This is a genomic window from Agrobacterium sp. 10T429 (genome assembly GCF_056393925.1).
In genome coordinates this window covers 219649-238655 of the sequence record NZ_JBFTGV010000009.1, presented here as the reverse complement: position 1 = coordinate 238655, position 19007 = coordinate 219649, and the positions used below count along the sequence as shown (strand labels likewise).

Here is a 19007-nt window from a genome sequence, read left to right as displayed (position 1 = left end):
CGTGCTCATTTCACAGATCAAGGATGCCAGTGGCAAAATCACCGTCGCCGTTCGCGAAGAAGGCGGCCAGGCGCACGCCGTCAACGGCGCTCAATCGGTTTACGCGCTGGCCATGGAAGCTGCCAATGGTGGCAAGAGCCTTGCCGATGTTGTGTCCGCCCATGGTCTCGGCGATGCCGTCGATCTTGAAAAGGCTTACGCTGAAGGTCGCTTTCTGCCGCCGATCACCCATCCCGATCCGGCGCATCTGCATCTGACAGGCACGGGCCTGACCCATCTCGGCTCTGCTGCTACCCGCGACAGCATGCACAAGAAGACCACGGAAGCCGCCGAGGAAAGCCTGACGGATTCCATGAAGATGTTCCGCATGGGTCTGGAAAATGGCAAGCCGAAGGCTGGCGAAAAGGGCGTTCAACCCGAGTGGTTCTACAAGGGCAACGGCTATGTCGCAGCGGCACCCGGTGCTGCTCTCACCTCTCCGTCCTTCGCGCTTGATGGCGGCGAAGAGCCGGAAATGGCCGGCATCTACGTGATCTCCGACAAGGGCGAACCCGTGCGCATCGGCTTTGCCGTGTCGAACGAATTTTCCGATCACGTCACCGAGCGGATCAACTATCTCTACCTCGCCCATTCCAAGTTGCGCCCGGCAAGCTTCGGCCCGGAAATCCGCGTCGGCGTTGCACCGTCGGATATTCGCGGCACCTCGCGCATCCGTCGTGGCGACAAGGTCATTTTCGAAAAGCCGTTTGTTTCGGGTGAGGACAACATGTCCCACACTTTCGCGAACCTCGAATATCACCACTTCAAATACGGCCTGTTCCGCGCACCTGGTGACGTCCATGTGCACATGTTCGGCACCGCGACGCTCTCTTTTGCGGAGGGCATCAAGCCGGAAGCGGGTGACGTGTTCGAGATCGAGGCCGCCGGTTTCGGCCTGCCGCTGAGGAACCCGCTTGCGGTTAATGCGGAAGAAGAAATCACGGTTCGGCAGATCTGATCTACCGGGGCTGCACGTTAAACGGTTGAGGGAGGGGGTCGCTCAGCGTCCCCCTCTCGACGTCATCCCCGGCTTGTCTTCAGGTGGGACACATCCGCCAAAGCGATAACGCCGCGGTTTTGCCAGTAATCGTCTTGTCTTAGGTGCGTAATGCTGCCGGAAGACGCGGGAAAGCTGACATAACCGACGCTGTCGATCGGCATTTTGATCCATGCCGCGATGACGAAGGTAAGAGCGAAGCCATGGGTAACGATGATCTGCGTGGGGCAAGGACGCGATATAATCGTGTCCACGGCGCGGTACACTCTTTCGGCCAACTCTCGTCTCGTTTCGCCATCAGCAATTCCGCCACGATGATCCATCCGGTCGTGATGGGGGGCCGGTATCTGACGAGCGTCGAGCCATTCCTGCGGCATACCACCCGCCGAACCGTAGCTGATTTCCCGCAGGCCATCCGTGGTTTCAAAAGGGGACTTGAGGTGTTCAGCAATGATTGCCGCAGTCTGGGAGGCCCGCAGAAGATCGGAACTGAAGATTTCGACTGATGCGTTGCCGATCAAGGCCACAAGTTTCTCGGCCGTCGCCTGCGCATCGGCTTTTCCCTTGGGTGTCAGTTCGGTATCATACCAGCCACCAACCTTGTTCTCGACATGATGGACGGACTGGGTGTGCGTGACGACAAAAATGTTCTTCATAGTGTTCTTCCGGGTATCTGGGGCTTACTCGAACCCCCACAGCCTGCCTTCGCCCACCTCCACGGAATTGCCGGCCGGGTCGCGGATGTAGACGGAATAGCTGTCATTCGGCCAGCGGTGATAGTGTTCGATGGGAATTCCAAGCTCCTCGAAGCGGGCTTTCCAGTCGTCCACTTCCGACTTGTCTTTCGCATAAAAACAGAAATGGCCTTGTCCGGTGGCGCCGTGGCGCGGGATCGGATTGTCGGGGGTGGCCGTGCGCGATTGTTGCGGATCGAAGACCAGCAGCATCTGGCGGCCACATTTGAAGAACACGAACTGGCCCGGCAGCCTGCGCACCACCTCCAGCCCGAAGACATCGCGATAAAAGGCCTCGGCGGCGTCGAGATCGTTGGCGTAGATCGCCGTTTCCATAAGGGCGGCTGGCGGTTTCATGGTTCCTCCCCGATGTCCGGCAACGGATATAGCGGACAGTCTATGTTTTCGTGCTGTAGGTCAGCACCGTCAGGTCGTGCTTGCCAACACCACGTTCCAGAAAGGTCCAGCCGCAGTTCGTATAATAGGTTTCGAGACGGCGCTGGCAGCACAGGTAGCTGGTATCGTGACCAAGTTCGGCGGCCCGTTGTGTTGCGGCCTGCATGAGCGCCCGGGCGACACCTGAACGTCTGCTGTTTTCCTCCACCCAGAGTGCGGCAACCCATGGCAGATATTGTGGCCGCTCCTCCAGATCGCAATGGATAAGAAAGGCGGAGCCGACGTAACCCTTGTCGTCATGGGCGACGAAGCCGGTCGGCAGGGCATGGGGGTTCACCATATCCTTCAGATGTTCAGCCACATCGCCGACCTGGAGGCCACTATCCTGCCACCATGCCGTCCAGACCCGTTCCGCAATGATGGGTCCATGGGACTGGCAGTCGCGATAGTCGGAAATACTGTACAAAAAGCCCTCTCCCTGATCGGTTGCTGCGGCGATTTAACTGGTCAAGGCGGGCTTTCGCAACCCACAGGTTGTTGAAAGCGGATCAGGGTTTCGTTGCCGTCACATGCAGCCAGTCGGTTGGCAGCTTGTCGTAACCGCTGCCGTGCCGTGCTTCTATTTCCACCCCTGCCCAGGCGAAATGCCCGTACAGGTCCTCAAGCCAGGTTTTCGAAGGATAGTTGTAATAGCGGCCGAACGTGTCGCGGCCTTCCGCTTCTCCGGCCTTGAAGCTGGCGTAGAAAACGCCGCCCTGTTTCAGCGCCGTATGGATGCGGCGGATGATGCCGGAAAGAGCGGGGCGGGGGACATGCAACAGGCAGGCATTGGCCCACACGCCGTCATAAGTCTCCACGTCGCCGATATCTTCGAACAGCAATGTTGCGACGGGAATGCCGAGCCGCGTTTCGGCCGCCTTGGCGATTTCGGGTGTGCCGTCCGTCGGGCGCACGTCGAAGCCTGCAGCGAGCATGAATTCACTGTCCTGCCCGCCACCGCACCCCAGTTCGAGGATGGTCGCGCCTTTGGGCAGGCGCGTCAGGAATTTTTCCAGATGGGGAAGGTCCGCCGTCTGCCCTCTCGACGTATAGGCTCCGGCATTATCCGTATAAAAGCCGATCGTTTCGTCGTCTCTGCCGGCCATTGTCTCAGCTTTGCGATTGGCTCTGCGATTGCTGCACGGTCACCGAAACGTTCAGTGTTTCGCCGGCTGGGCCGATCCGCATGCCCGATATCGGCGCGCAGTCGCGGTAGCAGAGGCCAAGGGCAATGCGCACGTAGCGATCGTCAGGGCAGATATTGTTGGCGGCGTCAAAGCCAACCCAGCCGAGCCCCTGCAGATGCACCTCGGCCCAGGCATGGGTTGCCGTCTGCTCCGCCACGTCTTCCATCATCAGATAACCGGAAACATAGCGGGCGGGCAGGCCCATCAGCCGGGCGGCGGAAATGAGGATATGGGCATGGTCCTGGCAGACGCCCTTGCCGGCTTCGAGTGCCAGTTCGGCGGTGGTTTCGGTGTCGGTCGAACCCGGCACATATTCCACCTTGCTGTTGATCTTCTCCATCAGGTCGTGCAGGCGCTCTAGCTCGCTGTTGCCGGTGCTGGCCTTCGCCAGTTCGCGCACGAGTTTGCCGGGCTTCGTCAGCGGCGTCTCGCGCAGGAACAGCCATAGCGGCGCACTGCCGGTGTGGGGGCCGACCATGCCGGCCCTGTCTTCGGTTATGACGAGGCCACGAGCCACGACCTTGACCCTGCGTTGCGGGCCTTCGGTCTCGACCAGTGCGACACGGTTGCCGAAATGGTCGTCATAGCTCACTTCGACGGTGGCGCCGTCGACCGATACATCCCAGTCCTCCACCGTCTGGCACGGGCCGGTCTGTGGCGTCAGGCGCAGCCGCTGCAATGCATAAGGCATCGGCTCGTCATAGACATATTCGGTCGTATGGGTGATTTTCAGACGCATAAGCTGTCCCCGTCCACGCGCTTACAGATAAAAGCGGTAGCCTTCCATGATTTCCTGCCCCAGCTGCCCGTTCCGGTTGACAAATCTCTCCAGAAACTCGTGCAGGCCTTCATCCATGACGCGATCGATCGTCGTCTTGCGCAGACTGTCGCGAATGCTTTCCGCCGTTTCATGCGCCTTGTGCTTTTCACCGTAATCCTCAGCTATGTAATTGAGGTTGCTGGTGATCTTCTCATAGCAATAGGCGAGCGAGCGCGGCATGCGGCCGTTGAGAATGAGGAAGTCGGCAATGTTGGCGGGCTTGTATTCCGCATCATAGACCCAGCCATAGGAGCGGTGCGCCGAGACCGAGCGCAGGATGGATTCCCATTGGGCATTGTCGAGCGAGGAGCCAACATGCGCCACGGCCGGCAGCAGCACGTAATATTTTACGTCGAGAATGCGGGCGGTGTTGTCAGCGCGCTCGATGAAGGTGCCGATGCGGGAGAAATTATAGAGATCGTTGCGCAGCATCGAGCCGTGGAAGGCGCCGCGCACCAGACCGGCGCGATGCTTGATGACATCGATGGTCTGCGGCAGTTCGGCATGGCTGAGCTTTCGGCCGAGGATGTTCTTCAGCTCGATCCAGAATTCGTTGGTGGCTTCCCATGTCTCGCGCGTCAGCGCGGTGCGCACCATGCGGGCATTGTTGCGGCCTGCCTCGATGCAGGACATGACGCTCGAAGGGTTTGCCTTGTCCCGCAGGAGATAATCGATCGCATTGGCCGCCGTCACCTTCTCGCGCGTTTCGAGAAAGGCTTCGTGCACGCCGGCACTCTGCAACACGCCGTCCCAGTCCTCATCGCCGCTGCCGCTGCGCGTCAGGGAAACGCGCAGGCCCGCATCGATAAGCCGGGCGATGTTTTCAGCGCGCTCAATATACCGGAACATCCAGTAGAGCCCGTTTGCCGTTCTGCCCAGCATGGCTTAGTCCTCCAGTACCCATGTATCCTTGGTGCCGCCGCCCTGGCTGGAATTGACCACCAGCGAGCCCTGCTTGAGGGCAACACGGGTCAGTCCGCCGGGAATGATCTTCACCTTGTCTGAAACCAGCACATAAGGACGCAGATCGACATGGCGCGGCGCTATGCCGTTTTTCACCATGATCGGCACGGTGGAAAGCGACAGCGTGGGCTGCGCGATGTAATTGGAGGGGCGGGCTTTCAGCTTTTCGGCAAAAAGCGCCCGTTCCTTTTTCGACGCGGTTGGGCCGACCAGCATGCCGTAACCGCCCGAACCGTGAACTTCCTTGACGACCAGTTCGGCAAGGTTGTCGAGAACGTATTTCAGGCTGTCCGGCTCCGAACAGCGCCATGTCGGCACGTTTTCCAGAAGCGGCTTGCGGCCGGTGTAGAACTCGACGATCTCGGGCATGTAGGAATAGATTGCCTTGTCGTCGGAAATGCCGGTGCCCGGCGCATTGGCGATGGTGATGTTGCCGGCGCGGTAGACATCCATGATGCCGGGTACGCCGAGCGCCGAATCCGGCCGGAAGGTGAGCGGATCAAGGAAGTCGTCGTCGACGCGGCGGTAAAGCACGTCGATGGCCTCGTAGCCACGGGTTGTGCGCATCTTGACCTTGCCGTCCATGACGCGCAGGTCGGACCCTTCCACCAGCTCCACGCCCATCATGTCGGCCAGGAAGGAATGTTCGTAATAGGCGGAATTGTAGATGCCGGGGGTCAGCACCGCGACGCGCGGCTTGCCGGTGCAGCCGGGGGGTGCAAGCGAGGCGAGCGATTGGCGCAGCTGATAGGGATAATCCTCCACCCGCTGCACCCGGTTTTCATGGAAGAGTTCCGGGAACATCTGCATCATCGTTTCACGGTTTTCCAGCATGTAGCTGACACCTGAAGGCGTGCGTGCGTTGTCTTCCAGAACATAGAACTGGTCTTCGCCGGTGCGGACGATATCCGTGCCGACAATGTGGGTATAAACGCCGCCGGGTGGCGTGAAACCGATCATTTCCGGGAGGAATGCGACGTTCTTCTCTATGATTTCGCGGGGAATGCGCCCGGCGCGAATGATTTCCTGCTTGTGGTAGATATCGTCGAGGAAAGCGTTGAGAGCGAGAACGCGCTGTTCGATACCCTGGGCCAGTTTGCGCCACTCGCGCCCGGAAATGATGCGCGGAATGATATCGAAGGGGATCAGTTTTTCTGAACTGTCGGCGTGGCCGTAGACTGCGAAAGTAATGCCGGTTTTTCGAAAGATGTTTTCCGCGTCTTTAGACTTCTGGATCAGGTGTGCCCTGTCCTGCCGGCTGTACCACTCGTTATAGTTTTCATATGGGCTTCGCGGCGCGTTGTCCGCATTTATCATTTCGTCAAATGCCAACTTCGATGTCCCCTTTTTTGCCATATGAATACAACGACAAATGCAATGCAAGAACTATGCGGAGGCCTCCGTGAAGATTTTTTACCGCCCTAGAGTTTTAAAAAAGAAGCGTTTTTTCGCTTTCAGCCTATAAATGCGGCATTGGCAAATTGGTTGCAGGGCAAGGTGGGGTGGAACGGGGTGGTGGCACTGTGTGCGCCGTGGGCGAATGCACAAATTTTATTCGTTCGCTTTCGGTTGATGGGTTTTGGGTGTGGCATCAGAAAATCTGAAAGATGCGATCACCAAAACACTTTTGACCTTTTGCGGGGATGGGGATACCGGCTAGCTTGGACGGCTGTGTTTCGCCAAGGGGTGCGCGCCGAGATCCGGCCGGGTCATTGACCGGTTGCTTCAAGTCGTAAAAATGTCAATTCGCCGCATGCCTTATGTCCCGGGCCCATGTCCGGTTGCGGGGCATCACGCGGCACAGGGGAAGTTCCCATGTCGCTCGACCGTCTGGCTCCGGCCATCTTCGTCTTTCTCTGGTCGACCGGCTGGGTCACCGCGAAATATGCCGTTTATTATACTGGTCCGCTGACCTTCCTCTGTCTGCGTTACCTGTTGGCGGGTGCGATATTGTGGGCGATCTGCCGGTTTTCCTCCATTCAATGGCCTGAACGGCGCATCGATGTTTTCCGGGCAATCTTGTCCGGCGTGTTCCTGCACGGCCTTTACCTTGGCATGATCTGGTGGGCGATAGGGCAGGGCGTGCCGGCGGCGATCGGCGGCATTATTGCCGGTTTGCAGCCGTTGATGACGGCGGTTGCCGCCCGTTATATGATCGGCGAAAAGATCTCTCCGGTGCAGCGTGCCGGCTTGCTTCTCGGCTTTGTCGGCATTGCCATCGCCGTGCTGCCGAAAGTCATGGCGTCAGGCGCGCTCGGCCTTTCCGTGCCGCTTTATGCCGTGGCGGTGAATGTGCTGGGCATGACGTCCGTGACCTATGGCACCCTCTACCAGAAGAAATACGTCCATGGCGGAAACATCATGGCGGTCGCCACGCTGCAATATGTCGGCGCCCTCATCGTCACCGTTCCCTTCGCGCTGTTGCTGGAGGATGGTCATGTGGACTGGAGCCTCGGGCTTGCCGCCACGCTCGTCTGGTCGGTGGGCGCGATCTCCATCGGTGCGGTGGCTCTGCTGCTCTATCTCATCCGGCGCGGGCAGGTCTCGCGCGCTGCCTCGCTGATCTATCTCGTGCCGCCGCTTGCCGCCGTGGAAGCGGCCCTGCTTTTCGGGGAAACGCTGACGCCTGCCATGATTGCCGGCACGGTCCTTGCGGTAACGGGGGTGTATCTGGCCAACCGCCGGCCCGCAGCGCCGGTTGAGGCACATTAATTCCTACAACCTCATATTAGAGATTTGTTAACCATAAAATTATACCTCTCGTTAATCTAGAGATTTGGCGGGGGTTACATGTCTATTTCACGTCGTGGTGTTCTGTTCGGATTGCCGCTGTTGCTGGCCGGCTGCGCAAGTTCCGGCATCGGGCAGCAAAGGCTTAATTATGCGGCGAAGCCGGACGAGAAGTTTCCGCTTCCGGAAATGCATCTCGAAAAGGTGAAGCCCGAGCTGCGCCGGCAGGAAGTGGCATACGATACCGCGCATCCGGCTGGAACGGTGATTGTGGATACGCCCGCGCGGCGTCTTTACTACGTACTGGGCGATGGACGGGCAATGCGTTACGGCGTCGGCGTCGGTCGTCAGGGCCTTGCGCTGAAGGGCGACGCCTATATCGGCCGGAAGTCGGAATGGCCTTCCTGGACGCCGACCGCAAACATGATGCGCCGTGATCCGCGCAATCTGAAATACGCCGGCGGCATGGAGGGGGGCCCGAACAACCCGCTCGGCGCACGGGCGCTCTACCTCTATCGCGGCGGCAACGACACCATGTTCCGTCTGCACGGCACCAACCAGCCGCAATCCATCGGCCACGCCATGTCAAGCGGCTGTATCCGGATGCTGAACCACGACATCATCGATCTTTACAGCCGCGTGCCGGTTGGCTCCAGGGTCGTGGTGCTGCAGGCCTGACGGAGAGGCGGATTTTTCCGCCTTTGCCACTCGAAAAAATGCCTGTATCCTTGGGTTGATTTTTTCCACATGAGCGCAGTTTTATGGTGGAAAATCAACCATGTGTAGAATGACTCCCTTTATGTATTTAAGGGAGTTCTGCTATATCGGAAATGTGATTTTCGGTGTTCGAGAGTGTATCCATAAAGGCATGATTGCGCTGTATCGAGCGTCGCACCACTTCAACGGGGACACATGAACATGGCAATTTTAGACAATCTCTCCCGCTATCGCCCGCAGGCACTCGGGGCGCTGCGCATCATGACGGCGCTGCTTTTCATTTCGCATGGAACACAGAAGCTGTTCGGTTTCCCGGCATCACAGATGGACGGCTCCCTGCCGACGATGCTGCTGGTGGCGGCGCTTCTGGAAGCCGTTGGCGGCATTCTCGTGCTGGTCGGCCTTTTCACGCGTCCGGTTGCCTTCATCCTGTCCGGCCAGATGGCTGTTGCCTATTTCATTGCGCACGGGCCTAAGAGCTTCTTCCCCGCTCTCAATGGGGGCGACGCCGCGATCCTGTTCTGCTTCATCTTCCTTTACCTCGTGTTTGCCGGTCCGGGCGCTTTCTCGGTGGATGAACGCCGGGCCTGATCGGCCGCTGCAATCACCGGTCTGTCATTGAAGCCCCGCATGGCTGGTACCGTGCGGGGCTTCATGCTTTTGAAGCGTTGGAAACTTCGGCCGTCACCGAAGCATAGATGCTTGTTTTCGGGTTAGGAACGGTTCATCCTGAACGCAGTTGGAAAATTGATCCGTGACCAGTCAAAACCCTATCGCCCGCGAATTGCTGCTGCTTGCCCTGTTGTCCACTCTGTGGGCCGCATCCTACACTTTCATCAAGATCGGGGTGGAGACCATACCACCGCTGACCTTCATTGCGGCAAGAACCCTGATTGCCGGTCTGTTGCTGCTGGCGGTCATTCGCCTGCGCGGGCTGCGGTTGCCGCGGGATTTCGCCACATGGCGGCTCTTCTTCGTTCAGGCCTGCATCAACAGCGTATTGCCTTTCACGCTGATCGCGTGGGCGGAGCAGAGCATCGATGCCGGTCTCGCCGTCATCCTCAATGCGACGACGCCGATCTTCACCTTTCTTCTCACTGCGCTGATCATCCGGCATGAGCAGGTCAGCGGGCGCAAGCTGTTCGGCACTGTTGCGGGCATGACAGGTGTCTGTCTCATCATCGGTCTGGATGCGTTGAACGGGGCGGGTGAGGCGCTGTGGAGCCAGATTGCAGTGCTGACTGCAGCCTTTTCCTACGCCTGTGCCGCCATCTTCAGCAAAAACTTCAGGGGTCTCGATCCCGTTATGCCTGCCGCCGGCTCGCTGATCTGCGGCGCCGTGCTTCTGCTGCCGGTGAGCGTGATCGTTGACCGGCCCTGGACATTGTCGCCATCTCCGGCGTCGCTCACCGCACTTGTGTGCCTCAGCGTCTTTTCAACCGCGCTCGCCTTCATGGTCTATTTCCGGCTGATGCAGACGCTCGGTTCGGTCGGTACCACGTCGCAGGCGTATCTGCGGGTTCCGATCGGTGTCGCCATTGGCATGGTGTTTCTTGGAGAAGTGCCGACGCCTGCCATGTGGGTGGGTCTTGTCTGCGTGATTGCCGGAGTGCTGGCCATGACCCTGCCGTCGCGGCGCCGGTCGTTGGCGCAGGGCGGTTGAGAGCAAAAAGAAAACCCCGCAAGCCTGCGCTTGCGGGGTTTGAAGGTAGACACGCGATACCGGGGAATCGGCTCGCGCAGAGTTAAGTTACTTAGCGGTTACGGCCGCGATTGCCGTTTCCGTTGCCGGAAGCGCGCTTTTCCTGACCGTTGCCGCCAGCAGGAGCGTGACGGTTGCCACCGCTGCCGCCGGGCTTGCGGGCAGGGCGGCGCTGCTTGCGAGGGCCGGCCGGGCGACCTGCGTCACCTTCCGCCGTCTTCACGCGCTTGAAGTCTGACGTGACTTCCAGATCATTGTCCGCATCACGCGGGGCGTGGTGACGCGAGGGACGGGGCTCGCCATTGTGGCGTCCGCCTTCGCGGGGTCCACGCGGCTGGCCGCCATTGTTGTTGCGACCACGGTTGTTGTTGTTCGGGCGCGTCGGGCTGGCAAGACCGGCCGGACGTTCACCGGATGCAACCGGGATATCGATCTTCATCAGCTTTTCGATATCGTGCAGCAGACGTGTTTCGTCCGGTGCGCAGAACGCGATGGCAATGCCGTCGCGGCCGGCACGGGCGGTACGGCCGATGCGGTGGACATAGGCGTCGGGCACTTCCGGCAGGTCATAGTTGAAGACGTGCGTCACGGCCGGAATATCGATGCCGCGGGCAGCGACGTCGGTTGCGACCAGAACCTTGATCTCACCGTCCTTGAAGCCCTTCAGTGCCCGCTCGCGCTGGCCCTGGCTCTTGTTGCCGTGGATGGAAGCGACCTTGAAGCCGATATGTTCCAGATGCTTGTAGAGCTTTTCCGCGCCGTGCTTGGTGCGCAGGAAAACGATAGAGCGGCCATCCGGGTTTTCGTTGAGCGACTTCTTCAGAAGGTCGGTCTTGTCGTTCTTGCCGGCGACGAAATGCACGTACTGCTCGACCTTGTCGGCGGCCTTGCCCGGAGGTGTTACCTCGACCTTGATCGGGTCCGTCAGGAAGTTGCTGGCAAGCTCGGAAATCGCCTTCGGCATCGTTGCCGAAAACAGCAGGGTCTGGCGCTTGGCCGGAACCATCTTGGAAATCTTGCGCAGATCGTGAATGAAGCCCAGATCGAGCATCTGGTCGGCTTCATCAAGCACCAGATAGGTGACCTTGGAAAGCGAGATCGCGTTGCGGGCGATGAGGTCCAGCAGACGGCCGGGTGTCGCCACCAGGACGTCCGTGCCTTTTTCGAGCTGAAGCTGCTGCTTGTTGATCGACGCGCCGCCGACAACCTGGTTGATGCGCAGTGGCGTCTTCTTCACGAAGGAGCGCAGGTTTTCGCCGATCTGGTTCACCAGTTCGCGGGTCGGTGCAAGGATGAGGGTGCGGGTGGTGCGGTTTGCCGGGCGGTCGGCTTGCTTCATCAGCATTTCGATGATGGGCAGGCCGAATGCTGCCGTCTTGCCCGTGCCGGTCTGTGCGAGGCCGATGAGATCACGGCCTTCAAGCAGCAGCGGAATGGCCTTTGCCTGAATGGGGGTGGGGGTTGTGTAGCCGAGCTGGGTAACGCTGGCCACAATCTTTTCAGAGAGGCCGAGTTCGCTAAAACTGGTCAATAGTAATGCCTTTCGGGGCGCCAAAAACCAATCGTCCGGAGCAGTTGCTGCTGTCCGGCGGTTTCGGCGTCAAGAACCCCGCGTGAATTGGGAACTTGTGGGTTGGAATAACTTTCTGCGCATCAGTGCGGCAAAACGCCGTCTTCTGTATTCGTTGCGCTTTTCCTTCATGCGGGCCAAGTCATCTTGGTCATGTGCTGCAGCTCACGCGGCTGCCGAAGGTGAAAGCTTGACCGGCATGTGGGCGTTTTATGGCGTAAAGTCAAGCAATAGTTTTGTAACGCTGCCGTCTCGCGGCGCATGGCTGCCATGCAGAAGGCAGGCTGGCGATTGCCGGCGAGGCGCGGAGGCTTGCGAATAATTATGGTTAAAAAAGGGTAAAGCGACCATTCCGCACATAGCAAATAGCGGTTTTCTCACATAACGTTTTTGCAACGACGTCTGGAAATATTTGATTCGACAAGGATGGAACTGCACGGTGTGGAGTATCGCTTGACCCAAGGATGCGGGTTGCTGGAAAAAGCTTACGGGGCAATCGCCGCCCTGGATTTGCCCGCGTGCATCAAGGACAGCGAGCTTCGCTACCTCATGGTCAATGCAGCCTATGGCCGGGTCATGGGGCGTCCGCCCGCCGCGTTCACGGGCCACACCAGCCTTGCCCTTTCCGCCGATATTCGCGATGCCGAGCGCGAGGACAGGGAGCGCCGCTCGCTGGTCTTTGCCACGGACGAAGTGATTTCATGCCATGGTGCAGCGTCTTCAGGGCCTTACAAGCTGCGTTGCGAACGTTTCACCGGCGATGACGGCAGTCTGTTCCTGTTTGAGGTGTTCGAAGAAATGCCCTCTGTCGTGAAGGGTGTTTCGGACGGCGGCAGCGCCGACCTGCTGTTCGACAGCGGCGTTATCGACCTCATCGATGCCGGCATCGTGATTTATGACCGTGAAAACCGGCTCGTCTATTGCAATGCGCGTTTTGTGGAATTCTACAGCGATTTCAACCTCCAGCTAAAGCCCGGCACCCGGCTTGAGACGCTAATGGAGGCGGTCTATTTCTCGAGCGGCTACCGCAGCGTGAAATCGGACGATCCGGATTACCAGGCATGGCTGCAGAAGCAGTTGCGGGATTTTTCCCTGCCCTATCTCGAAAGGGTGGAGCAGTTTGCCGATGGCCGCTGGGTGCGTATGGTCAACAAGCGGCTGGAAAACGGCATGCTGGTGGGGCTTCGCGTCGATGTGACGGAGTTCAAGGCGCATGAGACCCTGCTTAGCAAGCAGATCCGCGAGACCTGGCTGCTGCGCGCCGCGCTTGAGCAATTGCCCGTGGGCGTGTTCCTGCGGGACCAGGACAGGCGGCTGACCTTTGCCAATGCGGCCTTTGAGAAATTCCGGGGCGGCAGCCTCGCCGACTATTTGGGCAAGACCGAATGCGAGATGTTTCCGGAGGAGGGCGCAGAGTTCCAGCGGGAAAACGAGCATATCCTGCAAACCGGAGAGGCGATTGAAAAGACGGGAACCATTCCGCTTTCGGATGGCGGCGCCGTTCCGGTCATAACCCGGCTCGGCCGGGTCACGACGCCCGATGACGAATATTATCTGGTGGGTTCAGTCACCGATGTCAGCCTGCTGAAGGAGCGGGAAAATGCGCTGATCGCGGCGCAGGCGCAGGCCGAAGCGCTGCATCGCCAGTTCGAAACGGTTCTTCATGCCCTGCCGGTTGGCGTACTGCTCCTCAACGCGGATCTCGTCATCGAATATGTCAATCCGTGCTTCGACACGTTATGGGGCGAAATCGGCGGCGAGAAGTCGCTTGTCGGTAAAAGCTATCGCGAATTCATGGAGGCGAATTTCGAAAGCGGCCTTTATGACTATGGCGATATACCCTTCGAGGAGCTCTACAACCAGCGCGCAGAACGGCTGCTCAACGACAAGGTCTTCACGCCGCGCGAGGTGCGCAGCAAAAGCGGCAAGGTCACCGTCATTTCCAAGACCCGCCTCGACGGCGGAAAAATCCTCAGCACCTATGCCGATGTGACCGACGTGCGCATGCGCGACGCCGAGATCAGTGAGGCAAAGGCCGAACTTGAGCGTGTCGGCGAATATATGCAGGGCGCCACGCGCGCCATGGCGCAGGGGCTGGTGCTGGTCGAGCAGGGAACCATCATCATGTCCAACGAGGCTGTGGCGCGAATGTTCGACGTGCCGCCGCAGCTGCTGGAAAAGGGCTGCAACTGGTCGGGGTTTTTTGCCCATTGTGCCGGGCGCGGAGATTTTGGCACCAAAGAGGAGGCGGCCGCGACGCTGACCGCCTGGAGAGAGCACATAGCCGCCAACAGGCCGTTCTCCTGGCTGATCCATATTGCCGGAAAGACGTGGCTTAATCTGGAAGCGACCAACAGTTCCGGCAATTACTGGCTCATCATCGTCACCGACGTCACCGAGATGAAGATGCGCGAGGAGGAGTTGCAGCGGCTGCTTTCCCGCGCGGAAGCGGCAGATCGCGCCAAATCTGAATTCCTTGCCAATATGAGCCATGAAATCCGCACGCCGATGAATGGCGTGCTCGGCATGGCGGAACTTCTGGCCAAATCCAATCTGGATACACGCCAGAAAACCTTCACCGATATCATCGTCAAATCCGGCAATGCGCTCCTGACGATCATCAACGACATTCTCGACTTCTCCAAGATCGAGGCCGGGCAGATGAAGCTGCGCAGCGTGCCTTTCGATCCGGCGGAAGCGGTGGAGGATGTCGTTTCCCTCCTGTCCTCAGCGGCGCTGGAAAAGAACATAGAACTTGTCGTCCGGATCGATCCATCGGTTTTCGGCAAGGTCATGGGGGACGCCGGGCGGTTCCGCCAGGTCGTCACCAATCTTGTTGGAAACGCCGTCAAGTTCACGGAAATGGGGCATGTGCTGATCGAACTTTCGGCGCAGTCGGCGGAAGCGTCGGAGACCATTCTGTCGCTGCGCGTCGAAGATAGCGGCATCGGCATTCCTGCAGACAAGCTAGAAACCATCTTCGACAAATTCAGCCAGGTCGACGGTTCAGCGACGCGGCGGCACGAGGGAACGGGATTGGGACTGGCGATCACGGTCGGTCTTGTCGGTCTTTTCGACGGTACGATCAATGTGGTGAGCGAAGTCGGCAAGGGATCGACCTTCGAGGTCAATATTCCGTTTCACGTTACGGAAAAACGGCGCGACGCTCCGCTTCTTGCCATGGCGATCGAGGATATACGCGTACTCGTCATCGACGATAACGACGTCAATCGCCGCATATTGACGGAGCAACTGAAGACTTGGGGAATCGACGGCCATGCTGTGCAGGACGGGCCATCGGGCATTGCCGTGCTGCAGGAGGCTGCGTCCCTCGGTTTTGCCATCGACGCCATCATTCTCGATTATCACATGCCTGTCATGAACGGGCTGGATGTGGTCGAGCGGATCAGGGCGGATAGCCGTTTCGACGATATCGCCATCGTGTTCCTGACGTCTATGGATGTCGTGGGTGACGAGAGCCTGTTCACCGATCTCAGCGTGCAGGCACATCTGATGAAGCCGGCGCGGGCGCGTCTGTTGCGTTCCACCCTGTTCGATGTGGTGCGGGATGTGCGGCAGAAACGCGCCCGGCAGGATCCGCAGGGGCTGGGGTCAGGCGGCAGCGATGCGCCGGTGCGGCCAGACAATGGCCCGACGGACAAGAAGCGGCGGGTTGTGTCACCGCCGACGACGGTTCCAGACCGGCGCCGACCCTGCCTTGTGGATGTGCTGGTGGCCGAGGACAACGACGTCAACCAGATCGTCTTTACCCAGATCTTGCAGCAGGCGGGTTTGCGGTTCCTGATCGTCGGCAATGGCAAGAAGGCCGTTCAGGCGTGGGAGGAGCACAATCCCGCCGTCATCCTTATGGATGTGTCGATGCCGGTGATGAACGGGCATCAGGCGACACTGGCAATCCGCGCCGCCGAACAGGCGGCTGCCGACGGCCGGCATGTTCCGATCATCGGCGTTACCGCGCATACACAGGACGCGGACCGCGAGCTCTGCATCGCAGCAGGCATGGATGATTATCTGTCGAAGCCCATCAGCCCCGAAATTCTCGAGGACAAGATCGCGCAATGGCTGGGAGACGCGATGCCACGCCGCGACGTGCCGACCGCCTGACAGTGAAGGCCGGTTGCTGCTGTGGGAGCCGTCTCAGTGGGATGGCTTGGTGCCGCACAGCATCTCACGCTTTCCGGCAAACCCTTTGCGGCGCTCCAGTTCAAAACCGGCGGCTATGAGGTTGCGGCGGACGAAGCCAGCGGCGGCATAGGTGGCGAATGTGCCCCCCGGTACCGTTTTGCCGAACAGCGTCTGCATGATTTCCAGCGACCACATGTCGGGATTGCGGGCAGGGGCGAAACCGTCCAGAAACCAAGCGTCGAAGCCTTCGCTTCTGCCGGAAATGCCGGTGAGCGCTTCCCCGCACACCACTGTCAGGCGCGTCTGGTCGTCCAGTTCGATATCGACCTCGCCTTTCGGGTCCGCCGGCCAGCGGGCGACCAGTGCCTTGCGTTCGGTATCAACTTCCGGCCAGCGGGAAAGCGCCCGGTCGATCTCGTCCGCCTTCATCGGGTAGAGTTCGAAGGACATGAAATGCAGCTTGGAGTGACCGTTGCGCACCTCTTTCCATTTACGCCAGGTCTCGCAGAGATTGAGACCGGTGCCGAAGCCAAGTTCGCCGATGCGGAAGATGCTCTCTCGCTCAAGCCAGCGCTGCGGCAGGCCGTTTCCGGACAGAAAGACATGGCCGCATTCCAGCCTGCCATCCGTCTGGCAATAAAAATGATCGTCAAAGGCTAGCGAATAGGGCATATCCCCCTCACGCCAGTCGAGCGCGGCGGGCGGATTGTCGGCTGCCGAACCGATATCTGCGGTGTTTTCCTTGGAATGTGTCATGACTAATGCCGATAGTCCCGCTTTCGAATCTGGTCAATCACCAAGATTGCGAGCGCCAAGATTGCCTGGCTCGGTGCCGCTCCTCATCGTCGGTGGCGGCATTATGGGACTGTGGGCTGCCGTCAAGGCAGAGAGGATGGGCATAAACGCCCTGCTGCTGGAAGCGGGCTGTCTTGGAGATGGTGCAAGCGGCGGGCTGTTGGGCGCACTGATGCCGCATATGCCGGACCGCTGGTCGGACAAGAAGCAATTCCAGTTCGACGCTCTCGTTGCGCTGGAAAAACAGATCGCCGAGTTGGAAGCCGAGACCGGGCTTTCCGCCGGTTACCGGCGTTGCGGCCGGATCATTCCCCTGCCGAAACCACATTTGCGCAGCATTGCCGAACGGCACCAGCGGGATGCCGGGGAAAACTGGTTTTCAGACGGGCGCCGGTTCCACTGGCATGTCGGTGACAGCCCTTCCGTTGCCGGATGGGTGGACGATGCGGCGGGACAAGCGGGCTTCGTGCTGGATACGCTGGCCGCACGGGTTTCTCCCCGGGCGATGATCGCCCTTCTGTCGGCTTTCCTCCGCAACGCCCGGCATGTGCGGGTGGCGGAACAGTGCCGCGTCGTCTCGCTCGATCCGGATAAAGGGCGGGCGGTGCTGTCGTCGGGCGACGAGGTCGCCTTCGATCATGTCATCGTCGCGAACGGCCATGGTTCCTTCGCGCTAATCCGCGATGCCATCGGTCTGGAACCCGGCATTGTGCTTGGACAGGCGGTGAAGGGGCAGGCCGCCCTTCTGGATGCTGCGGCCGATCCGGCCATGCCGGTCGTGTTTCTGAACGGTCTCTACATCGTGCCGCATGAGGATGGCACTGTCGCTATCGGCAGTACCAGCGAAGATTGTTTTTCCGATCCATTCAGCACCGACGAAAAGCTGGAAAAATTGCTCGCGGATGCATGCGCCGTGGTGCCGTCGCTTGGCCGTGCGCCGGTGATCGAACGCTGGGCCGGACTGCGGCCGAAGGCGGTTGGACGGGACCCGATGGTGGGGGCACTTTCCGAATATCCGCGGCTCGTGGCGTTATCGGGCGGCTTCAAGGTCAGCTTCGGCCTTGCCCACTGTCTTGCCGATGCTGCGTTGCAGGCCGTATGTGGCCACACGCCGGACGTGCCTTCCGGTTTTCGCCTTCAAGAACACGTGAGTATTGCTGTCCGGACTTTAGAAACTTCTGATTAGTTTGGTCCACGTCGTTAATCTGTCACGCAAATCGCTTACTTGCTGGCCTGCAAAGAGCCCCGTTTGGCCGCATTTGCGGCGAGGTGATAGCGCATGCGATACGCCATCCATTTCACGCCTTCCCCCAACGACCCGCTGACGCAGGCGGCTGCCGCGTGGCTGGGACGCGATGCCTATTCAGGCCATGCGGTGGAGCCGCCGGGCACGATCGATCTCGGCATGCAGGAGATTTCCTACCATACCGCCCTGCCGCGCCGTTATGGTTTCCACGGCACCATAAAAGCCCCGTTCCGTCTTGCCGAAGGTCATTCCGAGGCCGCGTTGTTGCGCGACCTGATGTATTTTTCCGGCAGGCAGGACCCCTTCACGCTGCCACAACTTATAGTAGCGCGGCATGACAATGTCTTCAGCCTCGTTCCCGAGCGCCCCTGCGAAGTGCTGAATTTTTTCGCAGCCCGTGTGGTGCAGGAATTCGACCGCTACCGCGCGCCGCTCTCCGAGGCGGAAATCGAGCGGGCGGATCCCGACCGGCTTTCGGCTTCGCAGCTGACCAATCTGCATCGCTGGGGCAGTCCGCATGTGATGGACGAGTTCCGTTTTCAGATGTCGCTGACGGGCGGTGTCGAGCCTTCCAGCAGCCAGAGGATCGAGCGTGCCGTGCGCAAGGTTTTCGAGCCGCTGCTCACTCGGCCTCTGTCATTTTCCAGCCTTGCGCTTTTCATCGAGGATGAACCCGGTGCGCCTTTCCGGGTGCACTCGCTGCACCCCATGGGTCGTGTTTCCGCCCGAAAGATCGCCTGAGAAGCGCCCCGCAGAAATCGTACACAAAAAAGCATCGGAATGTCGGCAAAATTGCTCTCGACATTCCGAATGCGGATGCTACCGTCCGTGCATCGCATGTCTGAAGCGTGTCGTGTTTACCCGTGTCGGGCAGACACCTTCGGATGGTTGTTTTGCTCATGTCTTCCAGAAGCGGGTTCCGCGTC

At 59.6% G+C, this 19007-nt stretch carries 17 protein-coding genes; 8 read left to right on the top strand and 9 right to left on the bottom strand.

From position 1 onward, the window contains the following. Window position 1 precedes the first annotated feature (1 nt). Complete coding sequence (gene araD1 / locus AC1DCP_RS20135; RefSeq protein ID WP_013636674.1) at window positions 2–997, top strand: 2-keto-3-deoxy-L-arabinonate dehydratase AraD1; 996 nt, start codon at window positions 2–4, stop codon at window positions 995–997. Window positions 998–1059: 62 nt separating this feature from the next. Here araD1 and AC1DCP_RS20130 read toward each other — a convergent pair whose 3' ends face one another. From AC1DCP_RS20130 to AC1DCP_RS20100, 7 genes are all read right to left on the bottom strand, one after another. Then, window positions 1060–1692 (bottom strand): histidine phosphatase family protein, encoded by a 633-nt coding sequence (locus tag AC1DCP_RS20130; protein ID WP_003513710.1) that lies wholly within the window; start codon window positions 1690–1692, stop codon window positions 1060–1062. Window positions 1693–1716: 24 nt separating this feature from the next. After that, window positions 1717–2127 (bottom strand): VOC family protein, encoded by a 411-nt coding sequence (locus AC1DCP_RS20125; RefSeq protein ID WP_019565146.1) that lies wholly within the window; start codon window positions 2125–2127, stop codon window positions 1717–1719. A gap of 40 nt (window positions 2128–2167) precedes the next feature. After that, window positions 2168–2632, bottom strand: coding sequence for a GNAT family N-acetyltransferase (locus AC1DCP_RS20120; protein ID WP_065687109.1), 465 nt, complete (start codon window positions 2630–2632; stop codon window positions 2168–2170). An 82-nt stretch (window positions 2633–2714) separates the two neighbouring features. Further along, window positions 2715–3311 (bottom strand): class I SAM-dependent methyltransferase, encoded by a 597-nt coding sequence (locus tag AC1DCP_RS20115; RefSeq protein WP_013636670.1) that lies wholly within the window; start codon window positions 3309–3311, stop codon window positions 2715–2717. Window positions 3312–3315: 4 nt separating this feature from the next. Continuing rightward, the gene (locus tag AC1DCP_RS20110) at window positions 3316–4131 is read right to left on the bottom strand and encodes a transglutaminase family protein (RefSeq protein ID WP_476774581.1); all 816 of its coding nucleotides are present in this window, start codon (window positions 4129–4131) and stop codon (window positions 3316–3318) included. A gap of 21 nt (window positions 4132–4152) precedes the next feature. Continuing rightward, window positions 4153–5094 carry an alpha-E domain-containing protein gene (locus tag AC1DCP_RS20105; protein WP_003513700.1) on the bottom strand — a complete coding sequence of 314 codons (942 nt, stop codon included), beginning with the start codon at window positions 5092–5094 and terminating at the stop codon, window positions 4153–4155. Window positions 5095–5097: 3 nt separating this feature from the next. Then, window positions 5098–6507 (bottom strand): circularly permuted type 2 ATP-grasp protein, encoded by a 1410-nt coding sequence (locus AC1DCP_RS20100; protein WP_003513699.1) that lies wholly within the window; start codon window positions 6505–6507, stop codon window positions 5098–5100. 483 nt (window positions 6508–6990) lie between these two features. On the opposite strand from AC1DCP_RS20100, the gene AC1DCP_RS20095 reads away from it, so the two are divergent. The 4 genes from AC1DCP_RS20095 to AC1DCP_RS20080 all read left to right on the top strand — a co-directional run bounded on the left by AC1DCP_RS20095 (window position 6991) and on the right by AC1DCP_RS20080 (window position 10285). Beyond that, a complete protein-coding gene (locus tag AC1DCP_RS20095; RefSeq protein WP_065687111.1) occupies window positions 6991–7887 on the top strand; it encodes a DMT family transporter in 897 nt (298 codons plus the stop codon). Between the two features lie 78 nt (window positions 7888–7965). Then, window positions 7966–8583, top strand: coding sequence for a L,D-transpeptidase (locus AC1DCP_RS20090; RefSeq protein ID WP_065687112.1), 618 nt, complete (start codon window positions 7966–7968; stop codon window positions 8581–8583). A 234-nt stretch (window positions 8584–8817) separates the two neighbouring features. Further along, on the top strand, window positions 8818–9213 hold the full coding sequence (locus AC1DCP_RS20085) for a DoxX family protein (protein ID WP_019565150.1): 396 nt from the start codon (window positions 8818–8820) through the stop codon (window positions 9211–9213). A gap of 163 nt (window positions 9214–9376) precedes the next feature. Continuing rightward, on the top strand, window positions 9377–10285 hold the full coding sequence (locus AC1DCP_RS20080; protein WP_013636669.1) for a DMT family transporter: 909 nt from the start codon (window positions 9377–9379) through the stop codon (window positions 10283–10285). Window positions 10286–10376: 91 nt separating this feature from the next. On the opposite strand, the gene AC1DCP_RS20075 is transcribed toward AC1DCP_RS20080, so the two are convergent. Then, on the bottom strand, window positions 10377–11855 hold the full coding sequence (locus AC1DCP_RS20075; RefSeq protein ID WP_003513690.1) for a DEAD/DEAH box helicase: 1479 nt from the start codon (window positions 11853–11855) through the stop codon (window positions 10377–10379). A 465-nt stretch (window positions 11856–12320) separates the two neighbouring features. On the opposite strand from AC1DCP_RS20075, the gene AC1DCP_RS20070 reads away from it, so the two are divergent. Further along, a complete protein-coding gene (locus tag AC1DCP_RS20070; protein WP_065687113.1) occupies window positions 12321–16019 on the top strand; it encodes a response regulator in 3699 nt (1232 codons plus the stop codon). 33 nt (window positions 16020–16052) lie between these two features. Here the strand turns inward: AC1DCP_RS20070 and mnmC2 are convergent, their stop codons facing one another. Beyond that, complete coding sequence (mnmC2, locus tag AC1DCP_RS20065; protein ID WP_065687114.1) at window positions 16053–16796, bottom strand: tRNA (5-methylaminomethyl-2-thiouridine)(34)-methyltransferase MnmC2; 744 nt, start codon at window positions 16794–16796, stop codon at window positions 16053–16055. On the opposite strand from mnmC2, the gene AC1DCP_RS20060 reads away from it, so the two are divergent. After that, the gene (locus tag AC1DCP_RS20060) at window positions 16795–18021 is read left to right on the top strand and encodes an NAD(P)/FAD-dependent oxidoreductase (RefSeq protein ID WP_112153311.1); all 1227 of its coding nucleotides are present in this window, start codon (window positions 16795–16797) and stop codon (window positions 18019–18021) included. The genes mnmC2 and AC1DCP_RS20060 overlap by 2 nt on opposite strands. Window positions 18022–18114: 93 nt before the next feature. Next, window positions 18115–18822, top strand: coding sequence for a DUF1045 domain-containing protein (locus AC1DCP_RS20055; RefSeq protein WP_003513684.1), 708 nt, complete (start codon window positions 18115–18117; stop codon window positions 18820–18822). Window positions 18823–19007 lie beyond the last annotated feature (185 nt).

Bases quoted from the DNA above. Each gene is read 5' to 3' on its own strand.
- AC1DCP_RS20115 (WP_013636670.1), bottom strand. From the start codon at position 3,311: ATGGCCGGCAGAGACGACGAAACGATCGGCTTTTATACGGATAATGCC.
- AC1DCP_RS20055 (WP_003513684.1), top strand. From the start codon at position 18,115: ATGCGATACGCCATCCATTTCACGCCTTCCCCCAACGACCCGCTGACG.
- AC1DCP_RS20085 (WP_019565150.1), top strand. From the start codon at position 8,818: ATGAACATGGCAATTTTAGACAATCTCTCCCGCTATCGCCCGCAGGCA.
- AC1DCP_RS20095 (WP_065687111.1), top strand. From the start codon at position 6,991: ATGTCGCTCGACCGTCTGGCTCCGGCCATCTTCGTCTTTCTCTGGTCG.
- AC1DCP_RS20060 (WP_112153311.1), top strand. From the start codon at position 16,795: ATGACTAATGCCGATAGTCCCGCTTTCGAATCTGGTCAATCACCAAGA.
- AC1DCP_RS20125 (WP_019565146.1), bottom strand. From the start codon at position 2,127: ATGAAACCGCCAGCCGCCCTTATGGAAACGGCGATCTACGCCAACGAT.
- AC1DCP_RS20130 (WP_003513710.1), bottom strand. From the start codon at position 1,692: ATGAAGAACATTTTTGTCGTCACGCACACCCAGTCCGTCCATCATGTC.
- AC1DCP_RS20105 (WP_003513700.1), bottom strand. From the start codon at position 5,094: ATGCTGGGCAGAACGGCAAACGGGCTCTACTGGATGTTCCGGTATATT.
- mnmC2 (WP_065687114.1), bottom strand. From the start codon at position 16,796: ATGACACATTCCAAGGAAAACACCGCAGATATCGGTTCGGCAGCCGAC.
- AC1DCP_RS20070 (WP_065687113.1), top strand. From the start codon at position 12,321: ATGGAACTGCACGGTGTGGAGTATCGCTTGACCCAAGGATGCGGGTTG.
- AC1DCP_RS20110 (WP_476774581.1), bottom strand. From the start codon at position 4,131: ATGCGTCTGAAAATCACCCATACGACCGAATATGTCTATGACGAGCCG.
- AC1DCP_RS20090 (WP_065687112.1), top strand. From the start codon at position 7,966: ATGTCTATTTCACGTCGTGGTGTTCTGTTCGGATTGCCGCTGTTGCTG.